Annotated in this window: 14 protein-coding genes; 12 read left to right on the top strand and 2 right to left on the bottom strand. The window is 70.2% G+C overall.

Annotation, left to right across the window (positions count from 1 at the left end):
* Window positions 1–20 precede the first annotated feature (20 nt).
* The gene (locus tag Asera_RS23180) at window positions 21–203 is read right to left on the bottom strand and encodes a hypothetical protein (RefSeq protein WP_157034937.1); all 183 of its coding nucleotides are present in this window, start codon (window positions 201–203) and stop codon (window positions 21–23) included.
* A gap of 411 nt (window positions 204–614) precedes the next feature.
* Between Asera_RS23180 and Asera_RS23175 the strand changes: the two genes are divergently transcribed.
* The 6 genes from Asera_RS23175 to Asera_RS23150 all read left to right on the top strand — a co-directional run bounded on the left by Asera_RS23175 (window position 615) and on the right by Asera_RS23150 (window position 6,946).
* The gene (locus Asera_RS23175) at window positions 615–1,658 is read left to right on the top strand and encodes an N-acetylglucosamine kinase (RefSeq protein ID WP_084131927.1); all 1,044 of its coding nucleotides are present in this window, start codon (window positions 615–617) and stop codon (window positions 1,656–1,658) included.
* Window positions 1,655–2,899: a hypothetical protein gene (locus tag Asera_RS23170; RefSeq protein ID WP_030447303.1), complete on the top strand. Its 1,245-nt coding sequence runs from the start codon at window positions 1,655–1,657 to the stop codon at window positions 2,897–2,899. Before Asera_RS23175 ends, Asera_RS23170 begins: the two co-directional genes overlap by 4 nt.
* On the top strand, window positions 2,896–3,648 hold the full coding sequence (locus Asera_RS23165; RefSeq protein WP_030447302.1) for a sugar isomerase domain-containing protein: 753 nt from the start codon (window positions 2,896–2,898) through the stop codon (window positions 3,646–3,648). The genes Asera_RS23170 and Asera_RS23165 overlap by 4 nt, the downstream gene beginning before the upstream one ends.
* Before the next feature lie 84 nt (window positions 3,649–3,732).
* Window positions 3,733–4,494, top strand: coding sequence for a GntR family transcriptional regulator (locus Asera_RS23160; protein ID WP_030447301.1), 762 nt, complete (start codon window positions 3,733–3,735; stop codon window positions 4,492–4,494).
* A gap of 86 nt (window positions 4,495–4,580) precedes the next feature.
* Window positions 4,581–5,507, top strand: coding sequence for a phosphotransferase family protein (locus tag Asera_RS23155; RefSeq protein WP_030447300.1), 927 nt, complete (start codon window positions 4,581–4,583; stop codon window positions 5,505–5,507).
* 827 nt (window positions 5,508–6,334) lie between these two features.
* Entirely contained in the window at window positions 6,335–6,946 is a 612-nt protein-coding gene (locus Asera_RS23150; protein ID WP_084131925.1) for an NUDIX hydrolase, read from the top strand.
* Here Asera_RS23150 and Asera_RS23145 read toward each other — a convergent pair.
* Entirely contained in the window at window positions 6,921–8,048 is a 1,128-nt protein-coding gene (locus Asera_RS23145) for a helix-turn-helix domain-containing protein (protein WP_030447298.1), read from the bottom strand. The genes Asera_RS23150 and Asera_RS23145 overlap by 26 nt on opposite strands.
* 256 nt (window positions 8,049–8,304) lie before the next feature.
* Here Asera_RS23145 and Asera_RS23140 point away from each other — a divergent pair, with 256 nt between their 5' ends.
* The 6 genes from Asera_RS23140 (at window position 8,305) to Asera_RS23115 (ending at window position 12,477) form a co-directional block, all read left to right on the top strand.
* Window positions 8,305–8,592 (top strand): hypothetical protein, encoded by a 288-nt coding sequence (locus tag Asera_RS23140; RefSeq protein WP_157034936.1) that lies wholly within the window; start codon window positions 8,305–8,307, stop codon window positions 8,590–8,592.
* Window positions 8,593–8,672: 80 nt separating this feature from the next.
* Window positions 8,673–9,320: a phospholipase D-like domain-containing protein gene (locus tag Asera_RS23135; protein WP_157034935.1), complete on the top strand. Its 648-nt coding sequence runs from the start codon at window positions 8,673–8,675 to the stop codon at window positions 9,318–9,320.
* 60 nt (window positions 9,321–9,380) lie between these two features.
* A complete protein-coding gene (locus Asera_RS23130) occupies window positions 9,381–9,545 on the top strand; it encodes a hypothetical protein (RefSeq protein ID WP_157034934.1) in 165 nt (54 codons plus the stop codon).
* Between the two features lie 101 nt (window positions 9,546–9,646).
* Window positions 9,647–11,074, top strand: a complete 1,428-nt coding sequence (locus Asera_RS23125; RefSeq protein WP_051802541.1) for a replication initiator — start codon at window positions 9,647–9,649, stop codon at window positions 11,072–11,074.
* A 63-nt stretch (window positions 11,075–11,137) separates the two neighbouring features.
* The gene (locus Asera_RS23120) at window positions 11,138–11,332 is read left to right on the top strand and encodes a helix-turn-helix domain-containing protein (RefSeq protein WP_030447293.1); all 195 of its coding nucleotides are present in this window, start codon (window positions 11,138–11,140) and stop codon (window positions 11,330–11,332) included.
* Complete coding sequence (locus Asera_RS23115) at window positions 11,329–12,477, top strand: tyrosine-type recombinase/integrase (protein WP_030447292.1); 1,149 nt, start codon at window positions 11,329–11,331, stop codon at window positions 12,475–12,477. Before Asera_RS23120 ends, Asera_RS23115 begins: the two co-directional genes overlap by 4 nt.
* The last annotated feature ends 203 nt before the right edge of the window (window positions 12,478–12,680 follow it).

The following is a 12,680-nucleotide window of genomic DNA, read 5'->3' as shown; positions in this document are numbered from 1 at the left end:
CCGATGCACCTTCCTACGCATCATCGGCGGTATCGGGAGCCCGCAGCGGGATCTTCTCGACCTGACTGCCCCGGGTACGGCAGCCGGAACAGCAGGCCACCGGAGTACGTCGTGGTGGCGGCGCGGACCGGTGCCACCGCGCTGGTCAACAGCGCGGCGACGGCCGCCAGCAGGATCAGGACGCGGGATGCCGTTCTCGGCATGTCTCCTCCGGACAACGAGGTGCGGCGAGGGGTTCGCGGCCGTGCCACCGGCCCGGTCGGTCTACGGGTCGGCCGGTGGCGTGGATCGGTGTCGGGCTGTGGTGCGGGCGGCCGGCGTCGTCGACGGGCAGCAACCGGTTGGTCGGGCGGGGTATGGGGGCAGCGGCGGGTGCCGGCGACCGGGGCGGTCGTCCGGGGATCGTGGGGATGGTCGGCAGGGCTGCGCATCGGGCGAATACTGGTCTAGACCGAATCGGTGAGACGCGGTTCTGAACTAGCCCAGATACGCCGGGAGATGGCGTCGAGCGGCCAATCTGGTCGCGGCGCTGGCGCTGGCGCCGGCGACGGCGACGCGGCACCGCCAGGGTCCCCGTTGCTCTTTTCGGTATAGACCGCTATTAGGATGGCGGCGTGCCCGACACAGTGGACCTTGCGATCGACGCCGGCCAGACCGGCATCCGGTTCGGCGTGGCACGCGGCGGAGTGCTGCTCCGCCGCGCCGACGCTCCGGGCCTGACCTACGACCGGGCGGGCGGCCCGGCCGGCATCCTCGACCGGCTCGCCGAACCCGTGCAACGGCTGGTGACCGACGACCCGGTCGACTCGCTGTGCCTCGGGTTGACCAGCGTGCTTCGCCGCGACGCCGACTACCGGGCGCTCGCCGAGGCGCTGCGGGACCGGTTCCGCGCCCGGCGGGTCCTGCTCTGCGGCGACGTGGTGACCGCGCATGCCGGTGCGCTCGCGATGGCCCCCGGCGTCGTGCTCGCCGCCGGTACCGGTGCCATCGCGCTCGGCGTGACCGCCGACGGGCGACACCGCAGCGTCGACGGCGGCGGCTACCTCTACGGTGATGCCGGCGGCGGGTTCTGGATCGGCCGAGCCGGACTCGACGCGGCGCTGCGCGGATACGACGGCCGGGCGGAACCCGGTCCGTTGACCGCCCGCGCCGCCGAGGTCTTCGGCGACCTGGCCGGGCTCACCGAGCGGCTGTACCCGGCCGACGACCGGGTGGCGCAGGTGGCCGGCTTCGCCCGGCACGTACTCGACCTGGCCGCCGGCGACCCGGTCGCCGCCGCGATCGTGACCGCCGCCGCCGACGAGCTGGCCGCCACCACCGCCACCGCCGGCGCCGACCAACTTTCCGGGGCTTACCAAGCTTCGGGGGCTCACCAACCTTCCGGTGCCGCCGGCGCCGACCAACCCTTCGGCCAACCTTCCGGTGCCGCTCCCCGCGGCCAATCTCCCGGCACCGCGAGTGGCGACTCGGTGTCCTGGACCGGGCGGCTGCTGCGCCACGAGGGGCTTCGCCGGCAGTTCGAGGCCGCGCTGCGCCGGCGGCGACCGTCCGCACGGCTGTCCGAACCGGTCGGCGACGGGCTGGACGGCGCCGCCGCGCTCGCCGCCGCGGCCGAACTCGGCCCGTACACCGGGCTGGTGCGGGTGGTGACGCGATGAGGGTCGGCTTCGCCTCGGTGCCGTTGCCGGTCGACGAGCCGACCCCGATGGGCGGCTACGCCGCCCGGACCGGTACCGCGCAGGGGACCCTGGACCCGCTCCGGATCAGCGCCCTGACCTGGTTCGACGGCAGGCACCGGCTCGCCCTCGTGCTGGCCGATCTGATCTGCGTCAACACCGACCTGGTCGCGGCGGCCAGGGCGGCGACCCCGCGGGTCGACGCGTTGTGGCTGGCCGCGAGCCACACCCACGCCGGCCCCGAGACCGGCTGCGTACCGGGTGGTGCGGCGACACCGCCGCCCTGGTCGCACCGGATACCGGCCGCGGTGGCAGCCGCCGTGGACGCCGCGGTGCGGGCCGAGACCGATGCGACCGGCCGGTGGCGTAACGGCACGCTGCGCGAGGTCGGCGCCGTCCGCAGCGCCACACCCGACCGGGCGGAGGTGCCGCTGGACCTCGTCGAGGTGCTCGACGGTGCCGGCCGCCGGGCCGGTGTGCTGGTCGTCCTGCCGGTCCACCCGACCGTCCTACCCGCCGACAACCTGCTGATCAGCGCCGATCTGGTCGGCGCGGCCCGGGCGGCGCTGGCCGCGCGGCTCGGCCCCGACACCTGGGTCGCGGTGGCCACCGGTGCCGCCGGCGACATCAGCACCCGGCACACCCGGCGGGGCCACGACCCGGCCGAGCTGCGCCGGCTGGGCGCCGTGGTCGCCGACCACTGCCTGGCCCAACTGGACCGACCGTCGGTACCCGCCTGGCAGGCCGGCGACCGCCTGAGCTGGCGCAGCCGTCCGGCGCGGGTGGCGCCGAAACCGCCGACCGGCGCGGACGCCGTCGAGGCCGCGACCGCGGCGGTGGCGGCCGCCCGGGCCGGCGAGGACCCGGCGGCGCTGCGCATCGCCGAGGGCGACCTGAGCGGTGCCCTGCTGGCCAGTACCGTCGACGCGCCCGGCCACGACATCGCGGTGGAGGTGGCCGCTGCCCGGATCGGGTCGCTCGCGCTCGCGGCCCTGCCCGGCGAACCGTTCCTCGCCCTGGCCGAGACGGTGCGCCGCGGCCGGCCCGGCCCCACCGCCGTACTGGGCTACGCCAACGGCTACCCCGGCTACCTGCCGACCCGCGCCGCCTACCACCACCCCCGGTACGAGGTGCTCGCCACCGCCGCCGCACCGGGTTCCGGTGAGCGGCTCGCCGAGCTCGCCGCCGACCTGCTCACCGAACTGGACGGAGCTCGACCGTGATCGACCAGGACTCGTACGCCGCCGTTGCCCGCGCGACGATCACCCGTTTCCTTGCCACCCAACGGGACGCGATCACCGAGGCCGGCCGGCTGGTGGCCGCGTCGCTGCTCGACGGGGGAGTGCTGCAGGCCTTCGGTACCGGCCATTCCCGCTCAGTCGCGTTGGAGCTGGTGGGCCGCGCCGGCGGCCTGGTGCCGGCGAACCAGCTGGGCATCCGCGACCTCGTGTACTACGGCGACGCGACGGTCGGTGACATCCTCGATCCGCTGGTGGAGCGGGAGACCGGGCTGGCGCAACGGATCCTCGAGCTGGCCCGGATCGAGCCGGTCGACGTGTTCGTCGTCGCCTCCAACTCCGGCGGCAACGCGGCCGTCGTGGAGATGGCCCAGCTGGCAACCCGGCGCGGTCATCCGCTGATCGCGATCACCTCGCTGGCGCACACCCGGTCGATCACGCCGCGCCATCCCAGCGGGCAACGGCTTGCCGACCTGGCCGACGTGGTGATCGACAACTGCGCCCCGTACGGGGACGCCGCCGTGGCGCTGCCGGGTGGCGACCAGGTCGGCCCGCTGTCCAACCTCACCGGCGTACTGGCCGCCAACCTCCTGGTGGCGGAGGTCGCCGGCCGGTACGTCGCGGCCGGTGCGGCACCGCCGCTGTTCCGCTCCCTGAACGCGCCGGGAAACGACGAGCACAACGCCGACCTGCTGGCCCGCTACGGCAGCCGGGTCCGACTGGGCGACGCCTGAGAGACTGTCGGGTGAGCTTTCGAGCCACTCGCCCAAGCGATCGAGCGCCCGAACCAGCCGCCGAGCCCCGACAAGGGAAGACGGATGCCACGTACCCGGCACGACACGTTCCCGGCGATCCCGCTGCCCGAGGCGTTCGACAGCGAACGGGCCAAGGGCGACCAGCTGCGGGAGATCCTCGAAGCGATGGTGGCCACGGAGCCGCCGGGAACCCTGCTGCCCTCGGAACGCTCGATCGCGCAACGGTTCCACGTGGCCCGGATGACGGTACGGCAGGCGATCAACGAGCTGGCCGCCCGCGGGCTGGTCCGCCGGGCCATGGGCACCGGTACCTTCGTCGCCGAGCCGCGGGTCTCGCACAGCACCACTGCCGGATCGTTCAGCGACGACATGCGGCAGCGCGGGCTGACCCCCGGCGCCCGGGTCATCTCGGTACGGGAGCAGCCGGCGACGGTGCTGGTCGCCGAGCGGCTGCGAATCGCCGAGGGCGACCCGGTCGTCACGCTCAACCGGCTGCGCTCCGCCGACGGCGTACCGATGGCGGTCGAGCAGACCCGGCTGCCCGGCGCCCGGTTCCCCGGCCTGGCCGCGCTCGTCACCGACGACGTCTCGCTGTACGGGGTGCTGGCGGACCGGTGGGCGGTGCGGGTGCGGACCGCCACGCACCGGGTCTCGGCGATCGTGCTGGCCGAGACCGACGCGGCGCTGCTGGACGTGCCTACCGGGCTGCCGTCGTTCCTGATCGAACGCACCGCGTACGACGAGGCGGGACTGGTCATCGAGTGGGGCCGCTCGCGTTACCGCGGCGACCGCTACGACGTCGTCTTCGACACCACCCCGGACTGACCCGGGCCGCGGGCGGGGCCGTTGGGTGCCCGCCGTCGGGTTCGGCAGGAGGTCGCGCTCGGGGCAGCCCAGCGTAGATTGCGTCGGTGGACCTCTCCCGTCTCGGCACGCCGACCGGCCCGCTGACCCGTGTGCACGGCGGCTTCGCCAACCGGATGTACCGGCTGGACACCGAGCAGGGGGCGTTCGCGGTGAAGGAGTTGAACCTCCTCGACCGCCGGTGGACCTACCGTGCCGACGACGTGTTCCGGTTCGAACAGGCGGCCTTCGCCGCCGGCGTGCCGATGGCAGAGCCGATCTCGGCCAGCGCCGACACGCTGGTCCATCGATGGGTCGACGGCGAGAGGGTGCCCGAGGAACCGGTGCCCGCGGCGTACGCGTTCGAGGTCGGTGAGGTTCTCGCGCGCATCCACGCGCTCGATGTCGCGTGGCCCGGCGTACCGGTCGAGGAGCCGCCGGCGCGGGACTGGCCCGAGCTCGCCGAGCGGGCGACGGCGACCGGGCAGCCGTGGGCCGCCGAGCTCGCCGGCCGGGTCGAGGCGTTCCTCGCGATCGCCCGCTTCGTCGACACCTGCGAGCGACCGGGCCCGCTCGTGCTGACCCACCGGGACATCCAGCCGTGGAACCTGCTGTCCCGGCAGGGTCGGCCGGTCGTGCTCGACTGGGAGCTGTCCGGGATGCTCGAGGTGTCCGGTGAGCTCGGCTCGACCGCGCTGAGCCTCGCGAAGGGGCCCGGCTTCGACGACATCCGGCCCGCCGTCTTCCACGCGGTCCTCGACGGTTACGCGGCGGCGGGTGGGACACTGCCGCCGTGGGGTCCCGGTTGGTTCGCGTTCATGATCGGCGGCTGGCTGGGGCACACGAGGTGGAACATCTTCCGGTGCCTGGCCGGTGTCGAGGCGCGCACCGGACCCGACCTCGCGCTGTCGCACGAGTCCGCGCGCAACGGCGTGCGTGGCCTGCCCGACCTGTTCGGCCGGCTGGCGGAGCTGGAAGAGCTGCTGATGTTCTGAGGCGCCCGGCACCAGTGCCGGGGAGACGGTTTCGCCGCGAGGGGGAGTGCCGCTCGCCCCGACCCGACGAGGGCCGTTGACCTCGCGTGATGCGATGGTCAACGGCCCATCGGTGCTGTCGGGACGGCGGGATTCGAACCCACGACCCCTTGACCCCCAGGCTTGCCGAGTCAAGATCACCGGCACTGCTGTGGTGGCAGGGGCTGGTCAGGCAGCCCTTCGTGTCGGTGGGCGGAGCCGAACGGCGGTACGAGTTGCTGTCAACTGCTGCTGTCAGACAGCAGCCGGCTCGCTCGTGCGAGCCATCCCGTCACCGTCGTCCCACCCTCCGGGGAGCGGGCCGGTGTCGGGGCCGCCACCCGCCGACGGCCTGGACGTGCTCGCCCACGCTGGCGGCCCCGGCGGCGGTCTGCTCGGCTGTGCCTGGGGCGGCGGTGACGGGATGGCGGCCGGTGACCACCCAGCAACCCGCCGGCCGGCCAGCGGTCCCCGGCCATCCCGGAGCCTGAGCGCCCCCGCCGGAGGCGCAGTAACCGGTACCACCCAACGACCCGGCGCCCGGCAGGTCACCGGGCGTCCCTTGACTCCCTGGCTCCGTCGGCGGCCAGATATCCCGATCATGGGACGTCACTCTCGGTGAGAACTTGCCGAACGGTGGCGGCCCTGTGGTGTGCGCGCCTGCCGCGGGCCTTGAGCGTCCGGTCGCGTAGCGACAGCGGAGCGGGCCGGGCGCGTGCCCGAACGGCCGGCGCGCGCGGCCCGTCAGGGCCGCCTTGAACCCGTACAGAAAGTTCTCACCAGAACAACGGCCCTAGGGAGGGACCTAGATGGATAGCGGACTGAGCATGGTGATCGGTAGCGTTGGCTGCGTGAGCGGTGAAGCGCATCCGGACGAGCTTCGGACGAAGATCTACGGCGAACGAAGCCTGTACGACAATCCCTGGGTGCGTCTAACGCTGGTCGATATCGAACCGCCAGACGGGCATCGATTCGAACACCACGTGGTGCGCCTTCAGACCGTGGCACTCGGACTCGTCGTCAACGATCGCGACGAAGTGCTGATGATGTGGCGGCATCGGTTCGTGACCGGTGAATGGGGCTGGGAACTTCCCGGCGGCATCGTTGATGCAGGGGAGGATGCTGCTGCAACGGCTGCTCGTGAGGTGCGCGAAGAGACCGGTTGGGAGCCGGGTTCCATGCGTCACCTGATCAGCTTTCAGCCGATGCCGGGCATGGTCGACACGCCGCACTCCGTCTACGTCGCAGAGGGTGCCGAGCATGTCTCGGAACCCACGGACAAGGAAGAGGCTGCCCGAATCGACTGGCTGCCGCTTTCGTCGGTCGTTGATCTCGCGAGTAAGGGCGAGGTCCTGGGCTCCGGCTCCCTGGTCGGCCTCTTGCACTACCTCGCTTCTAGAGGTTCCTCGACAACAGGCTGAGCCGACGGCGCTGGCGGACCGACCCGGCCCGGTTCGCCAGACGACGTGCCTCGCCGGCATGGCGTCGCGCCTCGTCGGCCTCGTCGCGGCTGCTGTGCGCGTACGCGAGGTCGCAGTGAAGCGAGGCTTCCGCGCGGGTACTCGTCGTCGTGTCCAGCGTGGAGAGCGCCCTGTACAGGTCTTCGATGGCGGCCCCGTCGCCCACCCGAGCTAGGACGTTGCCACGCCACCGTGCCAGGTGCGAGTCATTGAGCACGATGTAGGGCATGTCCGGCTCGGTCGCGTCTGGCCCCGCCGGCAGCGCCTCGGTGGCATGGTCGAGTGCTCGACGGCAGGACTCGATCTCTCCTGCCGCAGCTAGCACCTCGGCTTCGCTCGCCCACAGCCATGCGAGGAACCGTGCCGGTGTGCTCGATCCAGCGGCTAGGCGCGCCTGTTGCACCAGCTCGACCGCCGACCCGTACTCTTCGACGTCGACCAGGGCGAGAGCCTGCTGGGCCATGGCGTGTGCCAGAAGCGTCCTGTTGCCGCACTCAAGAGCGGCGCGTCGCGCGGTCTCGTGATAGCACCACGCGCGGTCCATCGCTCCGACATCTAGTGCTTGCCAGCCAGCCAGAGCAGCGGCGTCGGCGAGGATTGCGGCGATCGGCTCTCGGTGGCGCGGCAGAAAGCTGTGCGACATCGCTTCCTCCAATGTGGACAGATGCGATGTCATCTGATCGACCAAGGCGGGGGCGCCATGGCAACGGTCCATGTTGCGCAGTAGGTCGGTCTGCTGAGACAGGGTGGCGATTGCAGCAGCGTCAATCGTCCGGGCTGAGGCGATCCGGCGTGCGAGCTGGTCGTACTCGGATGAATCCTCGTGGTGGCTCGTGCCGAACAGTTCTTCGTCAGTCATCCCGAAGACGGCACGAAGAAGCGGGCGGTACTCCTCACCGACGCTTCGTCGGCCGTTCTCCCACATGGAGAGCAGCGTCTTAAGGCTCGCCGCGCTCGCGATGTTCAGGCCCGATGCCTGACCGCGACGAACGAGCTCGTGAATGACCTGGCTCTGCGTCATGTTGCGGGTCAGACGTGCTGCCTTGATCTGCGTGCCGGCCACGGCGAACCTCTCGGTCGATGCGTGATGGTGAACCAAGAGTGCCACGGCATTAACGGGGTTAACAAGGGTTAACGAGATTCTGTTAACCACTGTCATCTGCACAACCGCTGGCCGTTGGGGTGTGATGGAAGCGGGCAAGAAACCTTGGCCTCTTCGCGCAGCTCCGGCAGTAGCCAAATGAGCCTGGCACGAAGAGGCCCCGGTGGGGTGCAACCCACCGAGGCCCTACGCATCGTCCTAGCCAAAGGAGTTTACGATGCACGCTGAGCGTACCTCAGGTGAGGCCGGGCGGCCGTGTGTGCTGGCGCCGGTCAGCGGCTCGAACGACTACTACACCACTCCGTTGGAGGGTGACAACCTCGAGCTGTACATGGATTGCTGTGACGCGGCGGAGCTGCGTCAGTACATCCGGGATCTCAACGCGGAGATCGCGGTGTATCAGCGGGTGTTCGTCCCGCGGGACCAGATCCTGGAGAACCCCGGCTTCGAGCCGGACGAGATCGACTTGGCCAACATGGCTCAGGCCGGTCTGGCGGTGGCGTGATGGCTGTCCGCAATGATCGGCTGTACGCGGCGTTGACCGCTGCCGGGGAGTCGTACAACACCCTGGCCGAGAAGGCTCAGGTGGACCCGAAGACCGTACAGCGGTGGGTCCAAAACGGGCGGGTTCCGCACCCGCGTATCGCGGTCGCCGTCGCGCGGCTGCTCCACACCCAGCCGAACAACCTGTGGCCGTCGTTCGGGCAGCCCAAGGCTGAGGTGGCACCGACCTCGGAGCTGGTCGGCTTCTACGCCGGTCTGACCGAGGTTCCGGCGATGCTGTTGTCCGGGCTGCTTGAGGCGGCCACGGTCGGCATCGATGTTCAGGGCGACTTCGCCCAGCCGGGTCTGGTCGACCTGTTGGCCGATCGCGCCGATTCGGGCGTGGCGGTGCGGGTCGTGTTGCCCAGCCGGCAGTACGCCACTCGGCAGACGCCCGCGTCGCGGGTGGAGTGGCTGGAGCGCTTCTACGCTCCGTTGCTCGGCTACGCCAACGTCACGCTGGCTCGTGCGGCGTGCCCGTTGTCGACCGTGCTGGTGCGCGGTGACGACGACATGATGGTGCGGTCGGCCCTGGAAGGCTGCCCGGCGCCGGCGTGGCCGGTGATGCACGCGCGTCGGCTTCCTGGTGGTGGTCTGGTGACCGCCTACCGGCTGGCGTTCGAGTGCCTGTTCGATCAGGCGGACCTGGTGCAGGCTGCGCCTGCCTCCACGTTGCGGGTGGTGGCCTGAATGGCTGCTGCCGCAACGAATCCGTACCGGTCCGCGCGCCTGTCGCGTGGGTGGGAGCCGGTGCAGTTGATCGGCCGGATGAAGGTGTTGGCCGGTCGTGAGGGTCTGGCGTTGCCGGACACCTGGCTGATGGCCCGGCAGGTCTTCTTGTGGGAGAACCTGCGTGAGCCGGTACCGGGCTACTTCCGGTATCTGATGTCCCGCGCTCTGGGCGGTGACGCGTGACCAGTTCGACGGTCACACTCGCACCCGAGGCTGCCCTGGCGGTGGTCTCGGATGCGGGTGCGTGCGCCGAAACACGGGCGTCGTTCCGGCTGTCGCGCACCCTGGACGACACGCTCGGCTCAGGGTCGCGGGGTGGTGCGACCCGTACTGCGATCGAACGTGCCGCCTCGGGTGATGTGGAGGCGTGGCTGGGGCATGTGCGCTCGGCTGCCGGCTGCTCAAACCCGGTTCGGCTGACGGGATCGATCGACAGGATCGACGCCGCTACCGGCGCGCTGCTCGGCACCACCTCGACGCAGGACATGCCCGACGGGGCGATCTACAAGGCGTGCGGGAACCGGCGCTCGTCGGTGTGCCCGCACTGCGCCGAGGTCTACCGGCGGGATGCCTTCCAGCTCATCCGGGCTGGGATGGTCGGCGGGAAGGGTGTTGACACGTGCGTGTCAATCCGCCCGGCGGTGTTCGCCACCCTCACCGCTCCCTCGTTCGGCGTGGTGCACACCCGCCGCACGTCCAAGGCTGGGCAGCCGCTGCCGTGCCGACCTCGCCGCAATCCCGAGGTGTGCCCGCACGGGGTCGAGCTGGCCTGCCATGCCCTCCACGACAAGGGCGCCCACGTGCTGGGGATGCCGCTGTGTCTGGACTGCTACGACTACGCCGGGCAGGTGGCGTTCAACGCCTGCGCTTCGGAGCTGTGGCGCCGGACCACGATCGCGGTCAACCGCTACCTGTCGCGGCTCGCCTCCCGCTCCGGGCTCGGGGAGGTGCGGGCGACCTGCTGCAAGGTGGCGGAGTTCCAGACCCGCGGGGTGGTGCACTACCACGCGGTGTTCCGCCTCGACGGCATCGACCCCGACACCGGCGACGCGACCGCCCCGCCAGCCGAACTGGACGTGGTGGACCTGACCGACGCCCTGGCCTTCGCCGCCGCGGGGACCTCGTTCACCACCGCCCCACACCCGGACCAACCGAACGGCTGGCACCTGGCCTGGGGGGAGCAGTTCAAGCCGATCCCGGTCAAGCTGTCCGGAGACCAGGAGGTTACCGACTCGTTGGTGGCCGGCTACCTGGCCAAGTACGCCACCAAGTCCACCGAGGCCACAGGGCACGTGTCGCGCCGGCTCAACACCGAGACCATCGACCTGTACGCCAACGAGCACGGCACTCACACCGAACGACTCATCGACGCCTGCTGGTACTTGGGCCGTGTCCCGGAGTGGCGGCGGCTGCGGCGCTGGGCGCACATGCTCGGCTTCGGCGGCCACTTCCTGACCAAGTCGCGCCGCTACTCGATCACCTTCCGCATCCTGCGCGACACCCGGGTGATCTGGCGGCGCACCGTCGACGCCGACCCCGCGACGGACACCGACGGGGAAACCACGCTCGTGGTCGGCAACCTGACCTACTCCGGGTCCGGCTGGCGGACCCTGGGCGACGCGATGCTCGCCAACACGTCGGCCGCCCTGGCCCGCGAGCAGCAACGGGTAGGCCGGGAAGAACTCGCGCACGCTCAGTCAATGACCGATTGACACGTGCGTGTCAACGAAAGGAGTCCTGTTTGGACAGACCGCCTTGGATGAAGGGAGCGACGGTTGGAGAAGCTGTTGTTGTCGCCGGATGAGGCCGGCGAGGTGCTGAACCTGTGTAAGAGCACGATCTATGACCTGATCCGGTTGCGCCTGTTGACGTCGGTCAAGATCGGGAAGCGTCGGCTGATCCCGGCGGACGCATGTCGGGAGCTGGTCGATCGGCTGGTGGCCAACGCGGAAGAAGAGGTGAGTCTATGAGCGGACCGGGAAAGCGGCGCCGGAACGGCGAAGGCACGATCTACCAACGGAAAGATGGCCGGTGGGTCGCTGAGCTGTACTACCCGCAACCCGACGGAACTCGTCGCCGTAAGCCTGTGTACGGCAAAACTCGGACCGAGGTAGAAGACAAATTGGCGGAGCTGCGAAAGCACGCGCAGCAAGGAGTGCCGCTTGCCTCGGGAACACTGACGCTGAATGCGTACCTGACCGAATGGCTCACCGAGGTAGTGAGCAAGCGGGTACGTCCGAATACGCTTGAGACGTATCGGATCATGGTTGAGCAATATCTCCTTCCCGGAATCGGTCGGCGGAAGCTCGGCAAACTGAACGTACGAGAAGTACGTCAGTTCCTCGACGGACTTGCCAAGAGGGGCACCGGTGCCCGCACGGTGCAATACGTTCACACGACGCTTCGCGTCGCTCTCGAAGATGCCATGCGCGAAGAGATCATCTCGCGGAACGTGGCCCGGCTGGTGCGTGTGCCTGCACCACCGAAACAGGAACGGCAGCCGCTGACCGTTGAGCAGGTCAAAGCCTTGCTCCGGCATACTCGTGACTACCGGCTGTACGCGCTGTTCGTCGTCCTCGCTCTGTTGGGCCTGCGTCGCAGTGAAGCCCTGGCGCTCCGGTGGGACGATGTAGATCTGACGAACGGTGTGCTTCGCGTGTCCGCGAGCCTGCAACGCACCGTGGCCGGCCTCGAACGGCTGCCAACCAAGACTCGCCGGTCCGTGCGGACCGTGCCCCTGCCCGCGCTCGTCCTTCGCGCGCTCCGTGACCACTGGTACCAGACGCTCGTCGAGCGCATCGACCTCGACGACCGGCACCCGGATTCCGGCTACGTCTTCACTACCTCGATCGGCACCCCGATCGACCCGCGCAACTGCTCCCGGCTGTTCCGGGAGATGTGCACCGATGCGGGTCTGCCCACCGTGCGCCTGCACGACCTTCGCCACGGATGCGCCAGTGTCCTACTACAGCTCGCGGTGCCGCCGCGCACCGTCATGGAGATCCTCGGACACTCCACATTGGAAATGACCATGAACACCTACGCCCACGTCTCGTTGGACGACAAGCGGTCGGCGCTCGACAAGATCGGCGCCGTGATGGCCGACGAGAGTTGACACGTTGCTGTCAACGGCTGCTGTCAGGGGAGTGGTACCCCTGGGACGGCGATGCCCCTCCGCCAACGTTTCCGCTGGTGGAGGGGCATCTGAGAAACTGTCGGGACGGCGGGATTCGAACCCACGACCCCTTGACCCCCAGGACGGGCGGGTAGCTAAACGTGCAGGTCATGCGAATACAGCGACCCGGACGCCGGGCGCTG

Source organism: Actinocatenispora sera (genome assembly GCF_018324685.1).
Classification (GTDB): Bacteria; Actinomycetota; Actinomycetes; order Mycobacteriales; family Micromonosporaceae; genus Actinocatenispora; species Actinocatenispora sera.
This window is presented reverse-complemented; position numbering and strand designations above follow the sequence as displayed.